This window comes from Corynebacterium sp. LK2590 (genome assembly GCF_040946105.1).
Classification (GTDB): Bacteria; Actinomycetota; Actinomycetes; order Mycobacteriales; family Mycobacteriaceae; genus Corynebacterium.
In genome coordinates, this window is record NZ_JAYWMH010000006.1 from 133,576 (window position 1) to 155,153 (window position 21,578).

At 67.5% G+C, this 21,578-nt stretch carries 22 protein-coding genes and 2 tRNA genes; 13 read left to right on the forward strand and 11 right to left on the reverse strand.

Translation table 11 applies throughout. From position 1 onward, the window contains the following. Positions 1-108 precede the first annotated feature (108 nt). Together VVR85_RS08745 and mgtE are read right to left on the reverse strand one after the other, a co-directional pair. Entirely contained in the window at positions 109-1,692 is a 1,584-nt protein-coding gene (locus VVR85_RS08745) for an SLC13 family permease (RefSeq protein WP_368520525.1), read from the reverse strand. Between the two features lie 223 nt (positions 1,693-1,915). Continuing rightward, positions 1,916-3,280: a magnesium transporter gene (mgtE, locus tag VVR85_RS08750; RefSeq protein WP_368520526.1), complete on the reverse strand. Its 1,365-nt coding sequence runs from the start codon at positions 3,278-3,280 to the stop codon at positions 1,916-1,918. 189 nt (positions 3,281-3,469) lie between these two features. Here mgtE and VVR85_RS08755 point away from each other — a divergent pair, with 189 nt between their 5' ends. Beyond that, the gene (locus VVR85_RS08755) at positions 3,470-4,432 is read left to right on the forward strand and encodes a TIGR00730 family Rossman fold protein (RefSeq protein ID WP_368520527.1); all 963 of its coding nucleotides are present in this window, start codon (positions 3,470-3,472) and stop codon (positions 4,430-4,432) included. Positions 4,433-4,446: 14 nt separating this feature from the next. Here VVR85_RS08755 and VVR85_RS08760 read toward each other — a convergent pair whose 3' ends face one another. Next, positions 4,447-5,949 carry an MFS transporter gene (locus tag VVR85_RS08760; RefSeq protein ID WP_368520528.1) on the reverse strand — a complete coding sequence of 501 codons (1,503 nt, stop codon included), beginning with the start codon at positions 5,947-5,949 and terminating at the stop codon, positions 4,447-4,449. A 119-nt stretch (positions 5,950-6,068) separates the two neighbouring features. Further along, positions 6,069-6,157 (reverse strand) — tRNA-Ser (locus tag VVR85_RS08765). Positions 6,158-6,423: 266 nt separating this feature from the next. Between VVR85_RS08765 and VVR85_RS08770 the strand changes: the two genes are divergently transcribed. From VVR85_RS08770 to VVR85_RS08780, 3 genes are read left to right on the forward strand one after another with little or no spacing between them, the layout of a single operon-like run. Beyond that, the gene (locus VVR85_RS08770; RefSeq protein ID WP_368520529.1) at positions 6,424-8,106 is read left to right on the forward strand and encodes an alpha-keto acid decarboxylase family protein; all 1,683 of its coding nucleotides are present in this window, start codon (positions 6,424-6,426) and stop codon (positions 8,104-8,106) included. Between the two features lie 10 nt (positions 8,107-8,116). Beyond that, a complete protein-coding gene (gene hisC / locus VVR85_RS08775; RefSeq protein WP_368520530.1) occupies positions 8,117-9,175 on the forward strand; it encodes a histidinol-phosphate transaminase in 1,059 nt (352 codons plus the stop codon). A 44-nt stretch (positions 9,176-9,219) separates the two neighbouring features. Then, positions 9,220-9,672: a phage holin family protein gene (locus tag VVR85_RS08780; protein ID WP_368520531.1), complete on the forward strand. Its 453-nt coding sequence runs from the start codon at positions 9,220-9,222 to the stop codon at positions 9,670-9,672. Here the strand turns inward: VVR85_RS08780 and VVR85_RS08785 are convergent. Continuing rightward, on the reverse strand, positions 9,669-9,944 hold the full coding sequence (locus tag VVR85_RS08785; RefSeq protein WP_368520532.1) for a MoaD/ThiS family protein: 276 nt from the start codon (positions 9,942-9,944) through the stop codon (positions 9,669-9,671). The genes VVR85_RS08780 and VVR85_RS08785 overlap by 4 nt on opposite strands. Before the next feature lie 128 nt (positions 9,945-10,072). On the opposite strand from VVR85_RS08785, the gene VVR85_RS08790 reads away from it, so the two are divergent. From VVR85_RS08790 to VVR85_RS08805, 4 genes are read left to right on the forward strand one after another with little or no spacing between them, the layout of a single operon-like run. Next, positions 10,073-11,272 carry a molybdopterin molybdotransferase MoeA gene (locus tag VVR85_RS08790; protein ID WP_368520533.1) on the forward strand — a complete coding sequence of 400 codons (1,200 nt, stop codon included), beginning with the start codon at positions 10,073-10,075 and terminating at the stop codon, positions 11,270-11,272. 45 nt (positions 11,273-11,317) lie between these two features. After that, a complete protein-coding gene (locus tag VVR85_RS08795; RefSeq protein ID WP_368520534.1) occupies positions 11,318-11,791 on the forward strand; it encodes a MogA/MoaB family molybdenum cofactor biosynthesis protein in 474 nt (157 codons plus the stop codon). Then, positions 11,781-12,248 (forward strand): molybdenum cofactor biosynthesis protein MoaE, encoded by a 468-nt coding sequence (locus VVR85_RS08800; protein ID WP_368520535.1) that lies wholly within the window; start codon positions 11,781-11,783, stop codon positions 12,246-12,248. The genes VVR85_RS08795 and VVR85_RS08800 overlap by 11 nt, the downstream gene beginning before the upstream one ends. Next, positions 12,245-13,393 carry a ThiF family adenylyltransferase gene (locus VVR85_RS08805; protein WP_368520536.1) on the forward strand — a complete coding sequence of 383 codons (1,149 nt, stop codon included), beginning with the start codon at positions 12,245-12,247 and terminating at the stop codon, positions 13,391-13,393. Before VVR85_RS08800 ends, VVR85_RS08805 begins: the two co-directional genes overlap by 4 nt. Before the next feature lie 93 nt (positions 13,394-13,486). Here the strand turns inward: VVR85_RS08805 and VVR85_RS08810 are convergent. Then, a tRNA-Ser gene (locus VVR85_RS08810) sits at positions 13,487-13,571 on the reverse strand. Positions 13,572-13,694: 123 nt separating this feature from the next. On the opposite strand from VVR85_RS08810, the gene VVR85_RS08815 reads away from it, so the two are divergent. Beyond that, on the forward strand, positions 13,695-14,657 hold the full coding sequence (locus VVR85_RS08815; protein WP_368520537.1) for an NAD(P)H-quinone oxidoreductase: 963 nt from the start codon (positions 13,695-13,697) through the stop codon (positions 14,655-14,657). Here the strand turns inward: VVR85_RS08815 and VVR85_RS08820 are convergent, their stop codons facing one another. Beyond that, positions 14,658-15,902 carry an aminotransferase class V-fold PLP-dependent enzyme gene (locus VVR85_RS08820; protein ID WP_368520538.1) on the reverse strand — a complete coding sequence of 415 codons (1,245 nt, stop codon included), beginning with the start codon at positions 15,900-15,902 and terminating at the stop codon, positions 14,658-14,660. A gap of 300 nt (positions 15,903-16,202) precedes the next feature. On the opposite strand from VVR85_RS08820, the gene VVR85_RS08825 reads away from it, so the two are divergent. Genes VVR85_RS08825 through VVR85_RS08835 form a run of 3 tightly spaced genes read left to right on the forward strand, consistent with a single transcriptional unit; the run spans position 16,203 to position 18,833 of the window. Further along, positions 16,203-17,051, forward strand: a complete 849-nt coding sequence (locus VVR85_RS08825) for an ABC transporter permease (RefSeq protein WP_409338202.1) — start codon at positions 16,203-16,205, stop codon at positions 17,049-17,051. Between the two features lie 14 nt (positions 17,052-17,065). After that, positions 17,066-17,866, forward strand: coding sequence for an ABC transporter ATP-binding protein (locus VVR85_RS08830; protein WP_290224192.1), 801 nt, complete (start codon positions 17,066-17,068; stop codon positions 17,864-17,866). Positions 17,867-17,921: 55 nt separating this feature from the next. Next, on the forward strand, positions 17,922-18,833 hold the full coding sequence (locus VVR85_RS08835) for a glycosyltransferase (RefSeq protein ID WP_368520540.1): 912 nt from the start codon (positions 17,922-17,924) through the stop codon (positions 18,831-18,833). Positions 18,834-18,857: 24 nt separating this feature from the next. On the opposite strand, the gene VVR85_RS08840 is transcribed toward VVR85_RS08835, so the two are convergent. The 4 genes from VVR85_RS08840 to VVR85_RS08855 are packed head-to-tail and all read right to left on the reverse strand — an operon-like array spanning position 18,858 to position 21,253. Then, the gene (locus VVR85_RS08840; protein ID WP_409338199.1) at positions 18,858-19,334 is read right to left on the reverse strand and encodes a GtrA family protein; all 477 of its coding nucleotides are present in this window, start codon (positions 19,332-19,334) and stop codon (positions 18,858-18,860) included. 19 nt (positions 19,335-19,353) lie between these two features. Next, positions 19,354-19,770 carry a GtrA family protein gene (locus VVR85_RS08845; protein WP_368520597.1) on the reverse strand — a complete coding sequence of 139 codons (417 nt, stop codon included), beginning with the start codon at positions 19,768-19,770 and terminating at the stop codon, positions 19,354-19,356. Between the two features lie 49 nt (positions 19,771-19,819). Continuing rightward, complete coding sequence (locus VVR85_RS08850) at positions 19,820-20,722, reverse strand: hypothetical protein (protein WP_409338200.1); 903 nt, start codon at positions 20,720-20,722, stop codon at positions 19,820-19,822. 57 nt (positions 20,723-20,779) lie between these two features. Then, positions 20,780-21,253, reverse strand: coding sequence for a hypothetical protein (locus VVR85_RS08855; protein ID WP_368520541.1), 474 nt, complete (start codon positions 21,251-21,253; stop codon positions 20,780-20,782). Positions 21,254-21,286: 33 nt separating this feature from the next. Here VVR85_RS08855 and VVR85_RS08860 point away from each other — a divergent pair, with 33 nt between their 5' ends. Further along, on the forward strand, positions 21,287-21,562 hold the full coding sequence (locus VVR85_RS08860; protein WP_368520542.1) for a hypothetical protein: 276 nt from the start codon (positions 21,287-21,289) through the stop codon (positions 21,560-21,562). Positions 21,563-21,578: the final 16 nt, after the last annotated feature.

Here is a 21,578-nt window from a genome sequence, read left to right on the forward strand (position 1 = left end):
CGAAGAACTGCTGTTCTCTCGGCAACGAAGAATTACTATACCCGTCCTTGTGGCGAGTACCAAAACGCCAGCTTATTGCACATAAACCGGCGTTTCGGAGGCGGGTTTTTACAAGACCATCCCGAAGACGGGGACGGCAATGAAATAGGTCGCCAGGGTCACCAGGACCAGGGCGATGACGTTGAGCCAGAGGCCGCCCTTGAGCATCTCGCCGATGGTGACGTAGCCGGAGCCGTAGGCGATGGCGTTCGGCGGGGTAGCCACCGGCATCATGAAGGCACAGGTGGCCACGAGCGCGACCGGGACGGTCAGGATCATCACGTTGATGGCGGCCGCGTCGGTCAGGCCGATACCGACGGCCACGCCGCCCATAATCGGCAGGAAGGTCGCGGCGGTGGCGGTGTTCGAGGTGAACTCGGTGAGCACCAGCACCAGCGCGGCGACAGCGGCCACGAGGAGGAAGAGCGGCAGGACCTGCAGGCCCTTGGCCATCTCACCGACCCACAGGGACAGCCCGGACTTGGTGAACATGGCGGACAGCGACAGGCCGCCACCGAAGAGCAGGAGCACGTCCCAGGGCAGCTCGTTGGCGGTCTTCCAGTCCAGCAGGCGCACACCGTTCTTGCTATCGGCGGGCAGCAGGAAGAGCAGCAGGCCGGCGATGATTCCGACGATCGCGTCGTCGTAGCCGACCTCCCAGCCCTGCCAGTCGATGAGCAGCGGGACGAAGACCCACGAGATGGCGGCCAGCGCGAAGATGATGGCGACGCGGATCTGCGGGGCGGTCCACGGGCCCATGTCCTTGATCTCCTGGTCGATGAGCTCCTTACCGCCCGGGATCTGTTTCATCTCCGGCGGGAAGACGGTAATCAGCACGACCCAGGCCAGGAAGGTGAAGATGATGGCCACCGGCATGCCGACCAGCATCCACTGGGCGAAGCCGATCTCAATGCCGTGGGTTTCCTTCATGTAGCCGGCCAGCAGCAGGTTCGGCGGGGTACCGATGAGGGTACCCAGGGAGCCGATGGAGGCCGAGTAGGCAATCGCCAACATCAGGACGGTGGCGAACCGCTTCTGGTTCTTCATGCCGCCCACCGTGTCGGCGGTCAGCTGCAGCACGGACATGCCGATGGGCAGCATGACCACCGCGGTCGCGGTGTTGGAGACCCACATGGACAAAAAGCCGGTGGAGATCATGAAGCCCAGGATGAGGCGCTTGGGCGAGGTGCCCACCAGCTTGACCACCATCAGCGCCATGCGCCGGTGGACGTTCCAGCGCTGCAGCGACAGCGCGACGAGGAAGCCGCCCAAGAACAGGAAGATGGTGGACGAGGCGTACGGCGAGGACACGTCGGAAATCTCACCGACCCCGGCCAGCGGGAAGATAGCCAGCGGGATGAGCGCGGTCGCCGCCAGCGGCAGGGCCTCGGTCATCCACCAGGCACCCATCAGGATGGTCACCGCCGCGACGGTGCGCAGGGCCATGTGGCTGTAGTCCGCGTCCGGATCCGCGCCGCTGGAGTTCATCACGGTCTCCACCGAGCTGGCCGGAAAGATGAAGAAGACGATGATGGCGAGCGCGAGGCCGCCGACGATCCCGATGAGCTGGCGGCGCAGTTCACCCTTCTTGACGCCTTTGTCCTCTTCGCCTTCTGGGTGGGCGGTGGACTCGTGAGTCTGTGGAGTTGTCATGGGGAAACACCAATCTGTAAGACTGAGATATCGCGACTAGGTGATATAGCGCCTAGGTGTGCGCATATGGGGTAAGGAAACAAACAACACTTTGTTGCCTAATGTGGGGAACTTTACAAAACTTGTGTCACATATGCCACAACCTGGCCGCCTAGCCACCCCCGAAAACGGCCCGCGCGGGGCCGCCTCGACATCCGCTTAAGCCCGGTAACTCCCCCGGCCCCTAAATGCCCAGGACAGCCTTGGCGATGAAGAAGTAGATGATGAGGCCGGTGGCGTCGCAGAAGGTGGAGATGAACGGGTTGGAAAAGACCGCCGGGTCCGCGCCCACGGCCTTGGCCAGGATAGGCATCATGCCGCCCACCGTGGCGGACATGGAACAGACCAAGAACAGCGTGATCCCGATGACCAGGCCGATGTCGAAGTCGTAGGCCAGCGTGGCCAGGCCGACGCCGAGCAGACCGAGCACCGCGCCCAGCAGCATGCCCACGCGCAGCTCGCGCCACATTACCGCCAGGATGTCCTGTTTTCGCACGTCGCCCAGCGCCAGCGCGCGGGTGACGGTGGTCGCGGCCTGGTTGCCGGTATTGCCGCCGGTACCGGTCAGCAGCGGGATGAACAGGCTGAGCACCACGGCGGCCGCGAGGGTCTCCTCGAAGGCGTCGAGCACCTGGACGGTCAACAGGGCGGAGACCGCCAGCACCAACAGCCAGACGATGCGCGAGCGCACCAGCTTCAGCAGCGGGGTGGACATATACGGCTGCTGCAGGGCCTCAGTACCACCGGCGCGGGCGCTATCCTCGGAGTCCTCTTCCTCCACGATGTCCGTGGCGTCGTCCCACGTCAGCAGGCCGACCAGGCGCTTGGATTCGTCGACGATCGGCATCGCCAGCAAGTCCAGGGGCAAAAACCAACGGGCGGTTTCCTCCGCGTCGTCGTAGGCATAGGCGAAGACCGGCTCGCGCATCAGGTCCTCGACCATGCGGTTGCCGCGGGCCATGAAGAGCTCGCGGAAGCTGACCACGCCGACCAAGCGGCGGTCCTTGCGGGTGACCGGCAGGGTGTAGATGGTCTCGACGGCATCGGCAGTAGCGCGCAGCTTGGCCAGGGCCTCGTCCACGGTCATCTCCCGGTAGATCTCCGGGACCTCCGGGGACATGCGGCGGCCGACCGAGCCCTTCGGGTAGCCCAGCACGACGCCGGTAACGTCCCGCTCGGTCTTGTCCAGCGAGCGCAGCAGGCGATCTGCGATCTCTGCGGGCAGCTCGTCCAGCAGGGAGACTCGGTCGTCCGGGTCGAGCTCGTCGAAGAAGGCGTAGACGTCGGCGTTGCCCAGCTCGTCGATGATATCGGCCTGGTGCGCGGAGTCCAGCGCGTCAAAGACCTCGATGGACTTCTCCCGCGGCAACAGGCGCAGCACCACGGCCGCGCGGACGTTGTTCTGGCGCTCGACCAGCGCCACGATGTCCTGGATGGGAGGCGTGTCTAGGAGCCTTTGCATGTCCGGCGCCGCTTTCGGATCGATTTCCCCTTCGGTCCGCAGCAATTCCTCTAGCCGATCGATGGCCTCGTCTACCGAGTTGCTCATACCCGCCACCTCCCTTGATATCCACACTGATTGGCGTTGGTTTGGTGCCGGGATTCCCGGCGTGCCTTGCTAAGAATAAACCCAAAGTGCGGAATTTGGGCAACGGACGCGACTGCCAGCCTTTTGCGCCTTTCGATGCACCGCATCAACCGGCCAAAGCGCCGGCGGTCCCGGTGTAGTCTATGGCCCATGCCCACTCCGACCATTAACGTCAGCGCCGTCATTTTCCGCAACCGCACCGGCCAGGTGCTCACCGTCCGCAAGGCCGGCACCGAGCTCTTCCAGTTCCCCGGTGGGAAGCCGGAGCCGGGCGAAAACGCCCGTCAGGCCGCGGTGCGCGAGGTGGCCGAGGAGCTGGGCGTGGAACTTGCCGGCGCGGCGTTGAAGGAGCTCGGCACGTTTAACGCCCCGGCGGCCCACGAGGCCGGGTACGCCGTGTCCGCCGCGGTCTTTAGCTACCCCTACGAGGTTTCCGCCCAGGCCAGCCACGAGATCGCCGAGCTGGCCTGGGTCAACCCGCACGCGCCGGACAAGCCGCTCGCCCCGCTGCTGGCCGAGGAGGTTTTCCCGGCGCTGGCGGCAAGATCCGCGCCGCACTCAGTCGCGGTGTACACCGGCGCGAGCACCGGCACGGACCCGCACAACCTGGAGCTGGCGCGGGAGCTGGGCACCGCGCTGGGCACCCACGGGGTGCGCCTTATCTACGGCGGCGGCAAGGTCGGGCTGATGGGCGCGGTGGCGGACGCCGCCCACGCCGCCGGCGCGCCCATCACCGGGGTCATCCCCCAGCACCTGGTCGACGGCGAAATCGCCCACCCGGGCCTCGACCGGCTGGAGGTAGTAGAGACCATGCACGAGCGCAAGCAGCGCATGAGCGATCTGGCCGAGGCCTGCGTGGCTCTGCCGGGCGGCGCCGGGACCTTGGACGAGTTCTTCGACGTCTGGACCCGCCAGCAGCTGGGCCTGCACGCCACGCCCCTGGCCCTGTTCGGCGCGGCCTTCTGGGCCCCACTGGTGGACCTGCTGGACCACCTGGTGGAGCAGGGCCTGGTGCGCGCTGCCGACCGAGACAGCCTCATCGTGGCGGACACCGCCGAGGAGCTCTTCGCCCAGCTGGACCGCTGGGTCGCGCCCCGGCCCAAGTGGTCCTAATCAGCCGCCCGCGCCTAGCGCCGGCGCCCCACCCGGTCGGCCACGCCGAAGCCCAGGGCCGCCAGGCAGACCGCGGTAATCATGGCGAAGCCCATGATGATGGCCCCGGGCCAATCGGCGTCGGTGTTGCCCAGGGTGGCGAAGACGATGGCGGTGGTCACCGCCAGGCCAACCGCGGTGCCGATTCGCTGCCCGGTCTGCATGACCGCGCCGGAGGAGCCGGCGTAGTTGGCGGGCACTTCGGCCAGCGTCAGCGTCTGGTTCGGGGAAACCACCGCGCCCTGGCCGGCGCCAACGAAGCACAGGGTGAGCACCAGCCACCACTCGCTGACGGACCAGTGCGTGGTCCCCCAAATCACCGCGATGGTCGTCACCAGACCGAAGAGCGTGGTCAGCATGCCGATAATCACCACGCGCCGCCCGTAGACCGAGACGCTCTTGCCGGCCAGGGTGGCGGTCACGGAGTTCAGCAGCGCCGAGGGTAGGCCCACGCAGCCGGCCACCAGCGCGGAGTAGCCCAGCCCGTTCTGGAAGTACAGCGCGACCAGCACCCAGATGCTGGTAATGCCCATGAACCACAGCGTCGCGATGATGGTGCCGTTGCGGAAGGTAAAGGTCTGGAAGATACCCAGGTCCACCATCGGCTCGTGGCCGGTGGACTTGTGGTGGCGCTCCCAGGCCACCCAGATGGCCACGCAGACCGCCCCGGCCGGCAGGAGGGCCCAGACCCACCGCGAGCCGGAGGATTCCACGAACGGGAAGAGCACGCACAGCACCGCCAGCCCCAGCAGCAGCGCGCCGACCGGGTCAAGGGACTTAAACGCCTGCCACGCGCCGACCTTCTCCCCGGCGCTGTCGCGCACCCTAGAAAACAGCGGCCGCGGGAACCACATGAGCCCTAAGACGATGGCCAGAAGCCCGATGGGGAAATTGACCAGCATGGTCAGGCGCCAGCCCAGGTCCGCGCCGCCGATGCGGATGAGGAAGCCGCCCAGCACCGGCCCGATGGCCACCGCCACACCCACGGTGGAGCCGAAGTAGCCGAAGGCCCGGCCGCGCTCCGCGCCGCGGAAGTACTGCTGGATCATGCCCACGCCCTGCGGGTTGAGCAGGCCCGCGCCCACCCCCTGGATGAAGCGGGAGAGGTTGAGCGACTCGGCGTTCGGCGCAAACCCCGCCGAGGCGCTGGCCAGGGTGTAGATCGCAATGCCGCCGAGGAAGATGCCGCCGCGGCCCACCAGGTCCCCGGCGCGCCCGGCGGCCACCAGCACCACGCCGAAGGTGAGCGCGTAACCGGACAGCACCCACTGCACGTCGGAGTCGCTGGCGTCCAGGCCGGCCTGGATGGACGGCAGGGCCACGTTGACGATGGACACGCTAATCAGCGACATGAAGATCGCGACAAGCAGGACGATGAGCACGCGCCACCGGGCGGGATCCTGCCCGGCCGGGTACTCCGAGGCATTCGCCTCCGATACTGTAGATGCGTCGTTGTCTAAGCGCCCGGATTTTGTCATTACACTACTTATACTCTGCTCGCGCAGATTCGCAATCCGCCGGGACAAGGCCTGCACAAAGCCAAAAACGCCCGCGTTCCGAGGAATAAACTACCTCGGAGCGCGGGCTATAAATGCGGCGGAGACGAGAGGATTTGAACCTCCGGCCCTCCGTTAAGAGGGCAACTCATTAGCAGTGAGCCCCATTCGGCCGCTCTGGCACGTCTCCAACGTAAAACGTGGTGCTACTAGCTAGCGCGAACCAGCCATCGCACCATGAGTTACGAAGATTTAGGGTACCTGTTAACCAAAACAGAAACAAACTCGCCCCTCCCTACCATCCCGGCAGCGCCCGCCAGACCCACAAGCCAGGACAATTCCGCTAGAAATAGTGACCCAGCGCACTTTTCGCGGCATAATCGGAAGGCAGGACGTCCACAGCACGAGCCACCACCCCGCGCCGTGCTGGCGCACCTTAACCGGAAAGGATTTTTCATGCGCACCACCATCGGCGAGTTCCTGCTGGACCGGCTCAAGGCCATCGGCATCACGGAGACCATCGGCGTGCCCGGCGATTTCAACTTAAGCTTCCTGGAGCAGATCGACGCCGCCAGCGGCATCCGCTTCGTCGGCGCCTGCAACGAGCTCAACGCCGCGTACGCGGCCGACGGCTACGCCCGGCAGCGCGGCGTCGGGGCCTTGCTGACCACCTACGGGGTGGGGGAACTGTCCGCCCTCAACGGGATTGCCGGTTCCCGCGCCGAGCACGTGCCCGTCGTCTCCCTGGCCGGTGCCCCGCCGCAGTACGCCACGGAGTTCCGGTGGAATATGCACCACTCCCTGGCCGACGGCGACTACGCGAACATGCTGGAGGCCCTCGCCCCCTTCACGGAGGTCTCCACCCGGGTTTCCCCGATGAACGTCGTGGAGGAATTCGACCGCGCGCTGCATACGTGCCTGCGGGAAAAGCGCCCGGTGCACATCCAGATCCCCTCGGACATCACGCACCTGGAGATCGAGGTCGACGATGCCCCGTTCAGCACCGCCCTGGCCCCCTCCGACCCGGAGCGGCTGAAGGCCGCCACCGAGGCCGTCCTCGCGCGGCTGGAGAAAGCAGACCAGCCGCTCGTGCTCATCGACCAGGACACCGATCGCCACGGTTTCACCGCGGCCCTGGACGCGCTGGTGCACCGGGCCCAGATCCCGTACTCCCAGCTGTCTTCCGGCAAGGCCATCCTGGACGAGAACGATCCGCTCTTCCTCGGCACCTACAACGGCGCCTCCTCCGCGCCGGGCGTGCAGGACCGCGTCGAGTCCGCCGACTTCCTGGTCACCACCAACCCGCGCTTCATCGAGGTCAACTCCGGCTCTTACACCCACCAGCTGGACGAGAGCGCCATCATCAACTTCGGCGACCAGCACGTCAACGTCGGCGGCGAATACTTCGTGGGCATCAACACCCGCGAGCTCCTAGACGCCCTCGTCGAGAAGGTCCCGGCCCGCACGCCCGCCTCCCCCGCCCTCGCCGCCGACAGTTCCGCCACCGACGATTTCGGCGCGGATCCTTCCACCCCGCTCACCCAGGCGCGCATCTGGCCGCGGATGGCGCGGTTCCTGCGGGAGGGCGACGTGGTCATCACGGAGGCCGGCACCTCCAACATCGGGCTCGGGCCGCTGCCGATGCCCACGGCGACCAAGTACATCAACTCCCCCATCTGGGGCTCGATCGGCTTCACCCTACCCGCCCTGCTCGGCTCCCAGCTGGCCGCGCCGGGCCGCCGGCACGTGCTCTTCATCGGCGACGGCTCCTTCCAGCTGACCGCCCAGGAGCTATCGACCATCCTGCGCCAGGAATTGGACCCCATCATCGTGCTGGTCAACAACCGCGGCTACACCATCGAGCGTTACATTCTGGGCATGGAGCAGGAGTACAACGACATCCAGAACTGGGATTATGGCGCCCTGCCCAAGGTCTTCAAGGCCGATACCACGATGGCCTCCTACAGCGCCGCCACCGAGGGCGAGCTCGACGCCGCGCTGGAGCAGATTGCCGCCAGCGGGACCGGCGCCTTCCTCGAGGTCCGCCTCGATCCCTTCGACGCGCCGCAAGACCTCAAGGCCTTCGGCCCGACCACCGCTGATTTCGATTTCGGCCCACGCGGGCCCCGCAACCCCTAAGGTTAATTCCATGATTCGCCCTGACCTTTCCTCCCTACCCGCCTACCGGCCCGGCGCGCGCAACGATGACACCGTGAAGCTGTCCTCCAACGAGGCCAGCCACCCACCGTTGCCGGCCGCGCAGGAGGCGATGAACCGTGCCGCCGCCGGGGCCAACCGCTACCCGGACATGGGCGCCGTGACCCTGCGCGAGGCCCTGGCCCAGCACCTGGGCGTGGACTTCGACGAGGTGGCGGTAGGTACCGGCTCCTCGGCCATCTGCCAGCAGCTGGTGCAGGTGACCTCCACCGCCGAGAGCGAGGTCATCTTCCCGTGGCGCTCCTTCGAGGCCTACCCGATCTTCGTCCAGGTGGTCGGCGCGCAGCCGGTGGCCATCCCGCTGGGCGCGGACCACGGCATGGATCTGGCCGCTATGGCCGGCGCCATCACGGAGCGCACCAGCCTGATCTTCCTGTGCAACCCGAATAACCCGACGGGCACCACCATCACCAACCAGGAGTTCACCGACTTCATGGACCAAGTGCCCGGCGACGTCATCGTCGCCCTCGACGAGGCCTACTTCGAGTACAACCGCGCCGCGGATACCCCGGACGCCACCCAGTACCTGCGCCAGTACCCGAACCTGGTGGGCATGCGCACCTTTTCCAAGGCCTACGGCCTGGCCGGGGTGCGCGTGGGCTACGCCTTCGGCGCCGCGAATATCATCGCCGCGCTCAATAAGGTGGCCGTGCCGTTTTCCGTCAACGCCGTGGGCCAGGCCGGCGCCCTGGCATCGCTGGCGGATGCTGCCACGCTCCAGTCCCGCACCGACGAGGCGGTCGAGCAGCGCGAGCGCGTCGCCGCCGAGCTGGCCGATTTCGGCAGCCCGCACTCTGAGGCCAACTTCGTGTGGCTGCCGGCGCCGGCCATCGCCGCTTTTGGCACCCCGCAGGAGCTGGCCGCCCAGATCGCGGCCGAGGGCGTGCTGGTGCGCGCCTTCGACGAGGGCATCCGCATCACCGTGACCACCGCGGAGGAAACCGACGCGCTGGTGGCCGCCTTCCGCGCCGCCACGGCACAGGCGGACTGACCGCTAGAATGGGGCGAAACGTCAACCGCTAGGAGTGCCCCGCCATGCGTACCCTCGTCAACCTGGCCCTGAACGTGGTGGCCATCGCGATCGCCCTGTGGGTCGTGGTCACCTTCGTGCCGGGCGTGGACATCGTCCCGCCGGCGGCCAACGGCTTCAACGAAATCGGATCGACCAACGAGCCCGGCTCGTCTGGCACGTTCATCGCCGTGGCCATCGCCTTCATCGTGGTCAACGCGGTGGTTACCCCGGTGCTGCGGATCCTCGGCGCGCCGATTACCTGCCTGACGCTGGGGCTGTTCATCCTGGTCATCAACGGCGCCGTCCTGCTGCTGGTCGAATGGCTGCTCAACCAGCTGGATCTGGGCGTGGGCAACCTGGCCATCGACGGTTGGTGGCCGGCCATCCTGGGCGCGGTGGTGCTCTCACTGGTCTCCGGCGTGGTCAACTTCTTCACCAGCCCGGTCCGGCGCCTGGCCAGCGGCGGCCGCTCCTAGCCGCCCGCGAAAGGCGGCAGGACGTCCACGCGGGCGACCCCTGCCAGGGCTACCTCGCGGTAGCTGTCCCCGGCGGCCGAACCGTCGACGAGGAAGGTGCAGCGAGGAAGGATTTCCTCCAGGCCCATCCCCGCCTCCGTGGTCCCCGGGTGCGCGGCGGCCAGCTGGTCCAGCAGCTCGCCTAGGCGGGCGGGCACCTGCGCGTCCGGGATCTGCTCCTGGGCCGTCCCGGCGGCGGCGCGGGCGGCCGCGAAATAGTGCACCTCCAACATGGCCTCTACTATGCCGGGCTAGGGCGTTCCTTGTCGAACCCGCCACCCCAGCGCGACTAGAACGCTCGTTCAGTCCGCGGCCAACTCTTTTCCGCGGCCGCCGCGCCGGGGCGGCTAAGATGGGGCCCATGCGTACTCCGGAACAGCACCATGCGGAAGTCAAGCAATTGCTGGATGACTGCGGCGCGCTCCACCGCAGCCGGCACCACGAGGTAGCACTGAGCGAATCCTTGGGCGCCACGCTGGCGACGGACGTGGTCGCCGCCTATGACTCCCCCCGCTTCGATAATTCGCAGATGGATGGCTATGCCCTGCCCACCGCGGCGGGAGGGACCTTTACGGTCGGTGAGACCATCCCGGCCGGCACGGATCCGGATCGCTTCTACGCGGACGGCCTGGACGGCCAGGCCGCGCCCATCATGACCGGCGCGAAGGTCCCGCGCGGCACCGCCGCCATCGTGCCAGTAGAGCGCACCGAGCCGGCGGACTTTCTGGCTAAAGGTGAGACCGTCACGGCCCCGGCCGTGCCGGAGGGCCAGTTCGTGCGCGCCGCCGGCAGCGATATCTCCCGCGGCTCCACGCTGGTCACCGGCGGCACGCGCATCAACGCGGCGGTCATCGCCACCCTGGCGGGCCAGGACATCCCGACCCTCAACGTGGTCGCCCCGGCGCGGATCGTGATCTGCACCGGCGGGGCGGAGATCGGTAGCAGCAGCGCGGACCTGGCGGATCGCTCGGCCGCCATCCCGGACTCGAACGGGCCCATGCTCACGGCCCTGGCCGCGGAAGCCGGCATCGTCGTGGCCGGCCACGTGCGCACCGACGACGATCCGGACAAGCTGCGCCGCGACCTGGACACCGCCATCGCGGAGCTGCAGCCGGACGCCATCGTGACCTCCGGCGGCATCAGCGCCGGCAAGTTCGAGGTCGTGCGCCAGGTGCTGGAACCGCACGGCTGGTTTGGCCACGTCGACCAGCAGCCGGGCGGCCCGCAGGGGCTGGCCAAGCTTTCCGGGACGCCGGTCATCTGCCTGCCGGGCAACCCGATCTCCTCGCTGGTCAGCTTCCACCTCTACGTAGCCGACCTGCTGGGGACCACCCTGCCGGCCCTGCCCGCCCAGCTCGCGCACCCGGTGACCGGGCTGGACGACCGCGAGCGCTTCCTGCGCGGCCACATGACCATCGGGGCCGACGCCATCACCGCCAGCCAGGTCGGCGGGCCGGGTTCCCACCTGGTCGCGCAGGCCATCGGCGCCGACTGCCTCATCCGCATCCCCATCGCCGCGGAGCTGGACGCCGGCGCCCAAGTGACCATCTACCCGCTGTAATTCTTTGTAATTTTCCCCGAATGTGAAGGAATTGAAGGAGCTGCCATGACCCGCACTGGACTCGTCATCGTCGCCTCGACCCGCGCGGCCGCCGGGATTTACGAGGACCGCTCCGGCCCCATCGCCGTGGAGTTCCTGCGCCGCAAGGGCTTTGATACTCCCGACCCCGTGGTCGTCCCTGACGCCGATATCGAGCAGGCCGTCGAGACCGCGTTCGCCGCCGGGCACTCCGTCATCCTGACCTCCGGCGGTACCGGCCTGAGCGCGGACGACCGCACCGTCGAGGCCGTCGCCAAGCACCTGGAGCGCGAGCTGCCCGGCATCCCCATGGCCTTCTGGCAGAAGGGCCTGGAATCCGTGCCCACGGCCCTGGCCTCCCGCGCGGTGGCCGGGGTGACCGGCACGACCTTCGCCATGACCCTGCCCGGCTCCACGGGAGGAGTGAAGGACGGTTGTTCAGTCCTGGAAGAATTAGTGGTTCCCCTGGTTGACATGCTAGAAGGGACACATGAGCACTAACGGGGATCCGGATTACGTCCACGCCCAGACCGGCAAGGTCCTGGGCGCTTTCCTGACACAACAGCCCCTCGAAGAACTGGTCGGCCCCGCCCGCGAGGAGGTCCTGACTTCAGCGATGGGCGCGGCGGTGACCTTCGATGGCATCGTCCGCGATCACGACGGCGGCCAGCGGGTAAAACTGCTGACCTATTCCTCCCACCCCAGCGCCGATGCGGAGATCGCCCGCATCGCAGGCGAGGTCGCCGCCGCGCACCCGGCGGTGCGCCTGTGGACCGCCCACCGCACCGGGCCCCTCACGATCGGCGAGCTGGCCTTCGTGGTCATCGCGGCCTCGGCCCACCGCAAGGACTCCTTCGTCGCGGCCGCGGAGCTCACCGACCGCGTGAAGGCCGAGGTTCCGATCTGGAAGGAACAGCTGCTGGACGACGACTCGGTGCAGTGGGTGGGAATCGAATGAGCACAGGGCAGCCCGGCGCGGATCCGCAGTTCAGCCCTGCGGAAGTCGCGCGCTACCGCCGCCAGCTCAGCCTGGCCGGCTTCGGCCGTGAGGCCCAGGCGCGGCTGCGCGCGGGGCACGTGGCCGTCATCGGCGCCGGCGGGTTGGGCTCGCCCGCCTTGTTGTACCTGGCCGGGGCCGGGGTCGGGCATATTACCGTCTTCGACGACGACACCGTCGGGGTATCCAACCTGCACCGCCAGGTCATCCACACCGACGCCGCGGCCCGCGCGAACGAGCCCAAGGCGGAGTCGGCCCGGCGGGCCATGCTCGCCCTCAACCCGACTGTCGAGGTCAACGCCGTCTCCGCGCGCCTGACAGCGGACAACGCCGAGAAGCTGCTGGCGGATGCCGACGTGGTCCTGGACGGATCCGACAACTTCGCCACCCGCTACCTGGCCTCCTACGCCTGCGCGCGGCGCGGCATCCCGCACGTGTGGGCCTCCATCCTCGGCTTCGACGCGCAGATGACCGTCTTCTGGGCCGGCCGCGGGCCCATCTACGAGGATCTCTTCCCCACCCCTCCGCCGGCCGGTTCGGTGCCCAGCTGTTCGCAGGCCGGCGTGCTGGGCCCGGTGGTCGGCACCGTCGGCTCCGCCATGGCGCTCGAGGCCCTCAAGCTGCTGACCGGCGTCGGGGCCCCGCTCATCGGCCGGCTCGGATACTTCTCCGCCCTCGACGGGATCTGGGAATACATCCCGGTAAACGGCGATCCTTCCGTCGCCGAGCGGGTCTGCGCGCACGGGCCGGTCACCGACGCCCCAGCCACGGAGGAGCCCACCGCCTCCTCGCCGGCGGCCTACCCGGACGTAGAAGAAACCGAGACCATCCCCGCCGGCGCGCTCGTGCTCGACGTGCGCAACCCGGACGAGGTCGCCACCTTCGCCCTCGACGGTTCGGTGAATTGTCCCCTGCCCCGCCTGCGCGAGGGCTATACCCCGCCCGAGGTGACCGCCGCCTTGGATAATGATCGGACCGTGGTGGTCCACTGCGCCGGCGGCGTCCGCTCGGCCGAGGCCGTGCACCTTTTCCACGAGCGCGGGCTTACCGGCCCGCTCTACTCGCTGCGCGGCGGGATTGATGCCTGGTTGGATTCGAAGGGCTAAGGAAAATATCGACCTTTGCCGCCCCGCGCGCACGTTTCCCCAGGTCGGGGTTCGGCGAAAAGGACAGAAGGCGATATTTTCCGAAGCCTTCGGCGGAGACGGCGGGATTTGAACCCGCGGTGAGTTTCCCCACGCTGGTTTTCAAGACCAGTGCATTCGGCCGCTCTGCCACGTCTCCATCTGCCGCCCGCAGGCGACATGCTCACCTTACCCGAGCGGGTCTCCGCTCCGGTAAAGCGGGGCCTTTGCTGCGGATTCTCTACCTGCGGAAGCTGGGGAAGTTTCGGTACCGTGGAAGGGCATGAAGGCAATCATTCAAAAAGATCCTGATACCCCACGCTCGCTCGAGCTCGCCGAGGTGGACCGGCCCGAGCTGCAGCCCGGCGAGGTGCTGCTCAAGGTCCACTACGCCGGCGTGAACCGCGCCGATATCCTGCAGACGCAGGGCAACTACCCGCCGCCGCCGGGTGCCTCGGAGCTGCTCGGCTTGGAGTGCGCCGGCACCATCGCGGACGCGGGCGACACCGATCTCGAGGTCGGCCAGGAGTTCGCCGCGCTGCTCGCCGGCGGCGCCTACGCGGAATACGTCGCGGTGCCGGCCGGTCAGCTGCTGCCCATCCCGGAGGGCTACAGCCTGGAGCACGCGGCCTCGGTCGTCGAGGTCGCCTGCACGGTGTGGTCGAACATCGCCATGGAGGCCGGCCTGCACGAGGGCCAGACCATCCTGATCCACGGCGGCGGGGGCGGCATCGGCACCTTCGCCATCCAGGTCGCCAAGGCGCTCGGCGCCCAGGTGGCGGTCACCGCCGGTTCGGCGGAGAAGCTGGAGGCCTGCCGGAAGCTCGGCGCGGATATCCTCATCAACTACCACGAGCAGGACTTCGCCGAAGAGCTCAAGAATTCCTGCGACGTCATCCTGGACATCATCGGCGCGAAGTACCTGAAGCAGAACATGAAGGCCCTGGCCAAGGACGGCCACATGGTCACCATCGGCTTGCAGGGCGGGACCAAGGAAGAGCTGAACATGGGCATCCTGGTAGCCAAGCGCCTGACCCTGCAGGGCACGACGCTGCGCGCGCGTTCCCTGGAGGACAAGGCGGCCATCGTGCGGGATACCGTGGACAACGTCTGGCCGTGGCTGGCAGACGGCACGGTGCGCCACCACTGGCACGCCACCTACCCGCTGGCCGAGGCCGCCGAGGCCCACGCGGCCCTGGATTCCGGCGAGGTCACCGGCACGCTGGTGCTGCAGGTCGCGGACTAATTAAGCCAGCGAGGCCACCACGCGCGTGAGGTGCTCCACGTCGCAGGCCGTGTTGAACGGCCCCAGGGCGACGGTGACGGCGCCGCCAATTTCGTCGGCGCCCATCTCGCTCAGCAGCGGGGTCGCCGGGGCCAGCGTGGTCACCAGGCGGTTATCAAAGAGCCGCTGGTGGACGGTCTCCGCGGGCACGCCGTTGACGGCGAAGCTCAGGCGCGGCAGGCGATCCTCCTTCGCGCCCGCGGCGGCTTCCCCGGTCACGCCCAGGATGTGGACGGCGGGCAGGGTGCCGAGGAACTGGTAGAGATCGTCGCGCAGCCCGTTCAGGTAGGGCTCGAGTAGCTCCATCGAGGCCGTCAGGCGGCGCCGCCGGGATCCGCGGCCGACGGCTTCGCCGCCCAGGGCGGCGAAGTGATCGATGAGCGGGCTGACCCCGCCAGCCAGGCCCGTGGACACGGGGGTCTCCAGCTTCGCCGCGCCGTGGCGGCCGGGGCTGAGCGCGTCGATCCGCTTGAACATGCGGGTGTCCCGGAAGACCAGGGCGGCGACCTGCGGACCGCCGAGCTTGCCCAGGTCGACGCCCAGGATGTCGGCGCCGAGCGCGTCGATATCCACCGGCCGGTAGCCCGCCGTGGCGGAGATGTCCACCAGGGTCCAGGCCCGGGAGCGGGTGTTGACCTTCTCGATGATTTCTGCCACCGGCGCCACCGTGCCCAGCAGCTCGTGGCCGGCGGCCAGGGAGACCAGGCGGGTCGAGCCGTCGACGAGATCGGCAAACTGGAAGGCCGGCATCTCCCCGGTCCCCAGGTCCGGCTGCGCCCAGCGCACCTGCGCGTCGACCTCCGTGAAGGCGGAGTAGAGCTCCGGCGGGTCCAGCTTGGACAGCACCACGGAGGAATTAGCGCGCAGCAGCGGCGCGATCGCCCGCGCCAGCGCCTGGTAGAGCACCGGCAGGTTGGCGCCGAGCACCACGCGGTCGGCGGTAGCGCCCACCAGGTCGGCCACGGCGGTGCGCGCGGAGTCGATATAGTACTGCCCCTCCAGGCGGCCGGGCTGCGGCGCTGCGGAGTGCGTGCCGGAGGGGATGTCCTGATCCGCCACCGAGGCGGAGGTGCGGAAAGCACGGGATACGCCCGCGATCACCTTTTCCGGGATTTGCGGCACGTCGTGTGCATTCAGATACGTCCAACCGCCCGACAAGCCGGTATATAGGCCGCGCACACTGGCGACATCGTACCGTGTGACCATGCGGTTCGAACCCTCCTTGGGTGGTTGTTGCGGGCGCGGCTTCGCGCCTTATGCCACCCCACTTTATACGCCACTTCACCACAATACTGAAATGCCCAGGATCGGCTATTCCGCTCTGTTATTAGGTATATATTCACCATCTTTATGCCGCCATTAGCTGCGCTGGAGGCGTGCGGAGCCGGCCGGTAATTTGGCCAGTTGTGCGTTAACTCTCGGGCGGCAAGACCCACTTTTGCCCTTCAGCGCGATAGGGTATTTCACGTGCAAGACGAAAATAAGCTGCAGGAAGACGTAGCGCGCATGACGGCTACTCCGGACGGCGGCGCCCCGGAGTCGAAGTCCATGACGTTCAGCGCCGCTTTCGGCGATCTCATCCAAGGCGCCAAGCAGCGCGAACTGTGGTTCATGTTGGGCCTGCAGGACATCAAGCAGCGCTACCGCCGCTCGGTGCTGGGCCCGCTGTGGATCACCATCGCCACGGGCGTGATGGCCGCGGCGCTCGGCCTTTTGTACTCCATGCTGTTCCAGATCCCGGTCGCGGAGTTCCTCCCCCACGTCACCGTGGGCCTGATTATGTGGAACTTCATCTCCGGGGCCATCAAGGAAGGCTCCACCATCTTCATCGACAACGAGGGGCTCATCAAGCAGCTGCCCGCCCCGCTGTCGGTGCACGTCTACCGCCTGGTCTGGCGGCAGACGCTGTTTCTGGGCCACAACATGATCATCTGGCTGCTGCTCATCCTCATCTTCCCCCGCCACCTGGGCTGGGAGTTCTTCCTGTTCATCCCGGGCCTGTTCTTGCTGCTGGTCAACGGCGTGTGGGTAGCGATGTTCTTCGGCATTATTGCCACCCGCTTCCGCGACGTGGCCCCGCTGCTGGAGGCGCTGACCCAGCTGCTGTTCTACGTCACGCCGATCGTCTGGATGACCAACACCCTGAAGGACCAGGGCGGCGCCGTGGCGGACCGCGCCCGCATCGCGGAGATCAACCCGCTGTACCACTACCTGGAGGTCGTGCGCGCCCCGATGATCGGTGAGCCGGTGGCCGCCTACCACTGGTGGATCGTCATCGGCTGCACTATCGCCGGCCTGTTCATCGCCGGTCTGGCCATGCGCAAGTGGCGCTTCCGCGTGAGCTACTGGGTCTAGAAGGAGCACCAACTATGGTTTCTATCGATACTTACAACGCCTGCGTGGACTTCCCCATCTTCGACGCGAAGTCCCGCTCCCTAAAGAAGGCAGTGCTCTCCTCCGCCGGCGGCGCCATCGGCAAGAACTCGGACAACACCGTGGTGGTCGAGGCCCTCAAGGACATCAACCTGCACCTGCGGGAGGGCGACCGCGTCGGCCTGGTCGGCCACAACGGCGCCGGCAAGTCCACGCTGCTGCGCCTCCTGTCCGGCATCTACGAGCCCACCCGCGGCTCTTCCGACGTGCGCGGCCTCGTCGCGCCCGTCTTCGATCTGGGCGTGGGCATGGACCCGGAGGTCTCCGGCTACGACAACATCATCATCCGCGGCCTGTTCCTGGGCCAGACCATCAAGCAGATGAAAAAGAAGATGGACGAGATCGCGGAGTTCTCCGAGCTGGGCGACTACCTGTCCATGCCGCTGCGCACCTACTCCACCGGCATGCGCGTGCGCCTGGCCCTTGGCGTGGTCACCTCCATCGAGCCGGAGATCCTCCTGCTGGACGAGGGCATCGGCGCCGTCGATGCCGCCTTCATGGCCAAGGCCCGCGTCCGCTTGGAGGAGCTGGTCAAGCGCTCCGGCATCCTGGTCTTCGCGTCCCACTCCAACGACTTCTTGGCGCAGCTGTGCAACACCGCCCTGTGGATCGACCACGGCGAGATCCGCTCGGCCGGCGAGGTCGCCGACGTGGTGGCCGACTACGAAGGCCCCGAAGTGGGCGAATACGTCCGCGACCTGCGCAAGCGCTTCGAAAACGAGGACGCGCAATCCTAGTTCCGCTGGGTGTCAGTAGCCGGGCCGGCGCCCCGCCGGTGGCACAATAGAGCGCATGACTGCCACCTTGCATTCCTCCGGCACCACCGCCGCCGTCATCGTCACCCACCAGCGCGCCAAACTGCTGCGCCTTTCGCTGGATCAGGTGGTCAACCAGACCCACCCGGTCGACTGGGTGATCGTGGTGGACAACGGCGCGGAGGACGCCGTGCGCGACTCCCTCGAGGAACTGGCGGGCGAGCGCGCGGTCTACGTGCCCTCGGAGACCAACCTGGGCGGGGCCGGCGGCTTCGCGCTGGGCTTTTTGACCGCGCTATCCCTGGGCGCGGACGCCATCTGGTGCGCCGACGACGACGGCCGGCCGGCCGACCACTCCGTGCTGGAAACCCTCTACCGCGTGGCCGAGGCCCACCACCTGGCGGAGGTCTCCCCGGCGGTCTGCAACATCGACGACCCGCAGCGCCTGGCCTTCCCGCTGCGCCAGGGCCTGGTCTGGCGCCGCCGCCTGGACGAGCTGGAGGGCGACTTTTTGCCCGGCATCGCCAGCCTGTTCAACGGCGCGCTGATCTCCGCCAAGGCGATGGAGGTCATCGGCGTGCCGGACTACCGCCTGTTCATCCGCGGCGACGAGGTCGAGTACCACCGCCGGCTGGTCGGCTCGGGCCTGCCCTTCGGCACCGCACTGAACTGCGCCTACCTGCACCCGGACGGCTCGGACGAGTTCAAGCCGATTTTGGGCGGGCGGATGCACACCCAGTACCCGGAAGGCGAGTTCAAGCGCTTTTTCACCTACCGCAACCGCGGCTACCTGCTGTGGCAGCGCGGCATGCGCAAGCTGCTGCCGCAGGAATTCGCCCGCTTCGGCTGGTTCTTCCTCATCCAGCGCCGCGACCCGGCCGGCTTCATCGAGTGGTTAAAGCTGCACAACCGCGGCCGCACCGAGGACTTCCGCCGGCCTAAGAATTAGCGTTAAAGCCCTAGTAGCTAGCGCCTAGTCCACCTCAAAGCTCTTGCGCGTGGAGCGGAAGATGATCCAGCGCTGGACCCAGAAGTTCACGAAGGTGGCCAGGCCCTGGGAGACGGCGTAGGCCACCACCAGCGCCGGGGTGGACGGCCAGTCGAGGTCGTGGTCGAGGAAGCCAAAGCCCCAGCGGTAGAGCGTGATGTTGACCAGGAAGGTCAGCGCGTAGGTGGCGGCCACCGCCAGCAGGCGCCGCAGGCTGGGGCGCGCGTTGAACGTCCACTTGCGGTTGAGCAGGTAGGCCGTGAGCGTGCCCACGACGAAGCCGACGGAGCGCGCCCCGGTCTCCCCCAGCACGCCGAGGGCGATCTGCAGCAGCCAGGTCAGACCCAAGTCCACGACCGCGGAGATGGCGCCGGTGATAATAAACTTGGTGGATTGGGCGCGCAGCGAGTTCGACTGGGACAACCGCCCCGCCATCTTCGATAGGTCTGCTTGCTCCGCCACTAGTTTCTCCGCTACTTGCCTACTTGAACACGAATACTCGCTGGACGACGAAGTTGGTCACCGTCGCCACGCCCTGGGCGATGACGAAGGCCACGGTGTTTTTGACCGCGCCGTCCAGGCCCAGCGCCATCAGCGGCGAGTTGAGCAGCCAGAACAACAGGTTTTGCACCGCGAAGGTGCAGCCATAGAGCACCGCCACCGTCGCGGCGGTGCGACCGGTCACCTGCGCGCCGAACGTCCAGCGCGCGTTCGCCATGTAGGCGGCGATGGTGCCGAAGACCCAGCCGATGGCCTTGGCCGCGGAGCGGTGCAGGCCGAGCGCGATTAGCAGCATGGTCAGCCCGTAGTCCAAGGCAGCGGTGAAAACGCCCACCGCGATGAAGCGCCCCAGCTGCTGTTTCAGGGATCCGCGTTGGACTTCGGTATTCTCCGGCATGTCATTCACGGGTCACTAGCCTACCGCCTGCGCCCCGCGGCCTTGATGATCAGCGCCGCAGCAGCGCGCGGTAGATATCCAGGCGCTCGACCGGGGAGGCCTTCTTCTCCCCCAGCCCGCCAATCTCCGCCAGGGCGCTCAGCGAGGCCTCGCACTCGTGGCGGGCCTGGTCGGCGGCGAGCTCGGAGCCGTCGTCATCGACCCAGCCCAGGGCGTTCATGGTGGTCTCGATGACGCTGTCGGTGACCTCGGGCCCGGACAGGCAGGCCAGCCCCAGCACCGTCGACCAGAAGGCGTCCTTGCCCTGGGAGGTCACCTCCCGCGGCAGGCTCGCCAGCACCCGCTGCGCCTGGGGGCTGATATCCCCCTCGCGCTCCAAGTCGAGCGCCTGCAGCAGCGGCACGAAATCATAAAGCCGGGTGCGCTCGACTATCTGGCGCACCTCGTCGGTGACCAGCTCCAGGACCTCGTCGATGGTGTCCTGCCCGGTCAGCGCCGCATTGACCGCGGTTAGGTTGAAGCTCGAGCCCGGGAAGGAACCCGATCCGCCCACGCACAGCGCCCGGGGCGATCCCGCGTCGCGCGGGTAAATATCGGCGACCACCAGGGAAAAGTCCCACAGCCCCCAGGTGTAGTCCACCTGCGAGCCCACGCGCCACAGGAACTCCGAGACCTGGTGGGTGGGATCGATGCGCTTGCCGCGGGCGTCGTGGTGCTCGAAGAAGTGCCAGGGCGAGTCCTCGTCCGGCAGGTCGAAGCAGACGGTGAGGACGTCGTGGAGGTCGTGGAAGGACAGGGCGTCGTTCAGCCCGATCTGGCGGTGGACCTCCGCGTCGGCGCGCACGTTGGAGACCTGGCAGATGACGGTCAGCGGCTCGCGCGCAAGGCGCACCAGCTGATCCCCGCGGCCGCGGGCGGCGCGGATATCGGTGACGCTGGCCATCTCTGACATAGGCCCCAGCGTAGCGCTTTCGCCGCTAGCTAACCGTTGCCCCAGTTGAGACGGACCTTAATCCGCGCGGCGGGCGATCTCCCGGGCCTCTGCCTCGCTGACCACGAAGGTCAACCCCGCCCCGATGGCCCCCAGCAGCGTCCACGGCTTGCTGACCCCGCGCTTGCGCAGCCAGCCGACCACCCGGCGGGTGACCGCGATGTCCAGCGCCGCGCCGAGGGCGAAGACCGCCACGCCGGCCACGATGGACCACGCGGGCAGGGTCGGGGCGTCGTCCGGGACCTGGCCGAACTCCTCGTCGTCTTCGTCCTGGGCGTTCAGGTAGCCCACCAGGCCCAAAAAGCCGGCGGCGGACAGGGCGTAGGCGCCGATGAGCACGGTGCGGTTTTTGATCCAGTCCGGGTAGGAAGTCACCACGCCGATGATCGCCGATTGGGCGATCCTTCCGGCGAGCGTGTCATCCAGGGCGTAGTTGTCAGTATTGTCTGCGCTGACCGTGGTTTCGGTCCGTTCGCGGTCGGTAGAAGTCATGACACCACTGTAGGCAGGGCTAGAATTGGGCGCATGTATTCTTCGGATCCGCAACACCTCACCCCGGCGCAGCAGGCGGCGAAAGACCAGACCCACGAAGACGACCACCGCCACGGCCACTTTCTGGCCACCGAGCACACCAACCTTCCCTTCGACGGGTTCATGACGCGGCTGATGGCCCAGGAGCTGCCGATGTTGGACTCGGCCTCCCGCACCCGGGTCATGGAGATCATCAAGGCCTACGACGGCCCGGTCATCTGCGCCCAGGAGGAGCTTCCCGCCGAGATCCGCGAGCTCATGGATCTCTAGGCTTCCTTCCCGAAAA

What these genes read in the sequence shown, in the direction of transcription:
- VVR85_RS08800 (WP_368520535.1), top strand. Translation starts at nt 11,781, where the DNA reads ATGAGCACTAACGGGGATCCGGATTACGTCCACGCCCAGACCGGCAAG.
- VVR85_RS08830 (WP_290224192.1), top strand. Translation starts at nt 17,066, where the DNA reads ATGGTTTCTATCGATACTTACAACGCCTGCGTGGACTTCCCCATCTTC.
- mgtE (WP_368520526.1), bottom strand. Translation starts at nt 3,280, where the DNA reads ATGAGCAACTCGGTAGACGAGGCCATCGATCGGCTAGAGGAATTGCTG.
- VVR85_RS08825 (WP_409338202.1), top strand. Translation starts at nt 16,203, where the DNA reads ATGACGGCTACTCCGGACGGCGGCGCCCCGGAGTCGAAGTCCATGACG.
- VVR85_RS08790 (WP_368520533.1), top strand. Translation starts at nt 10,073, where the DNA reads ATGCGTACTCCGGAACAGCACCATGCGGAAGTCAAGCAATTGCTGGAT.
- VVR85_RS08745 (WP_368520525.1), bottom strand. Translation starts at nt 1,692, where the DNA reads ATGACAACTCCACAGACTCACGAGTCCACCGCCCACCCAGAAGGCGAA.
- hisC (WP_368520530.1), top strand. Translation starts at nt 8,117, where the DNA reads ATGATTCGCCCTGACCTTTCCTCCCTACCCGCCTACCGGCCCGGCGCG.
- VVR85_RS08785 (WP_368520532.1), bottom strand. Translation starts at nt 9,944, where the DNA reads ATGTTGGAGGTGCACTATTTCGCGGCCGCCCGCGCCGCCGCCGGGACG.
- VVR85_RS08755 (WP_368520527.1), top strand. Translation starts at nt 3,470, where the DNA reads ATGCCCACTCCGACCATTAACGTCAGCGCCGTCATTTTCCGCAACCGC.
- VVR85_RS08845 (WP_368520597.1), bottom strand. Translation starts at nt 19,770, where the DNA reads ATGCCGGAGAATACCGAAGTCCAACGCGGATCCCTGAAACAGCAGCTG.
- VVR85_RS08850 (WP_409338200.1), bottom strand. Translation starts at nt 20,722, where the DNA reads ATGTCAGAGATGGCCAGCGTCACCGATATCCGCGCCGCCCGCGGCCGC.
- VVR85_RS08860 (WP_368520542.1), top strand. Translation starts at nt 21,287, where the DNA reads ATGTATTCTTCGGATCCGCAACACCTCACCCCGGCGCAGCAGGCGGCG.
- VVR85_RS08805 (WP_368520536.1), top strand. Translation starts at nt 12,245, where the DNA reads ATGAGCACAGGGCAGCCCGGCGCGGATCCGCAGTTCAGCCCTGCGGAA.
- VVR85_RS08760 (WP_368520528.1), bottom strand. Translation starts at nt 5,949, where the DNA reads ATGACAAAATCCGGGCGCTTAGACAACGACGCATCTACAGTATCGGAG.
- VVR85_RS08770 (WP_368520529.1), top strand. Translation starts at nt 6,424, where the DNA reads ATGCGCACCACCATCGGCGAGTTCCTGCTGGACCGGCTCAAGGCCATC.
- VVR85_RS08835 (WP_368520540.1), top strand. Translation starts at nt 17,922, where the DNA reads ATGACTGCCACCTTGCATTCCTCCGGCACCACCGCCGCCGTCATCGTC.
- VVR85_RS08795 (WP_368520534.1), top strand. Translation starts at nt 11,318, where the DNA reads ATGACCCGCACTGGACTCGTCATCGTCGCCTCGACCCGCGCGGCCGCC.
- VVR85_RS08855 (WP_368520541.1), bottom strand. Translation starts at nt 21,253, where the DNA reads ATGACTTCTACCGACCGCGAACGGACCGAAACCACGGTCAGCGCAGAC.
- VVR85_RS08815 (WP_368520537.1), top strand. Translation starts at nt 13,695, where the DNA reads ATGAAGGCAATCATTCAAAAAGATCCTGATACCCCACGCTCGCTCGAG.
- VVR85_RS08780 (WP_368520531.1), top strand. Translation starts at nt 9,220, where the DNA reads ATGCGTACCCTCGTCAACCTGGCCCTGAACGTGGTGGCCATCGCGATC.
- VVR85_RS08820 (WP_368520538.1), bottom strand. Translation starts at nt 15,902, where the DNA reads ATGGTCACACGGTACGATGTCGCCAGTGTGCGCGGCCTATATACCGGC.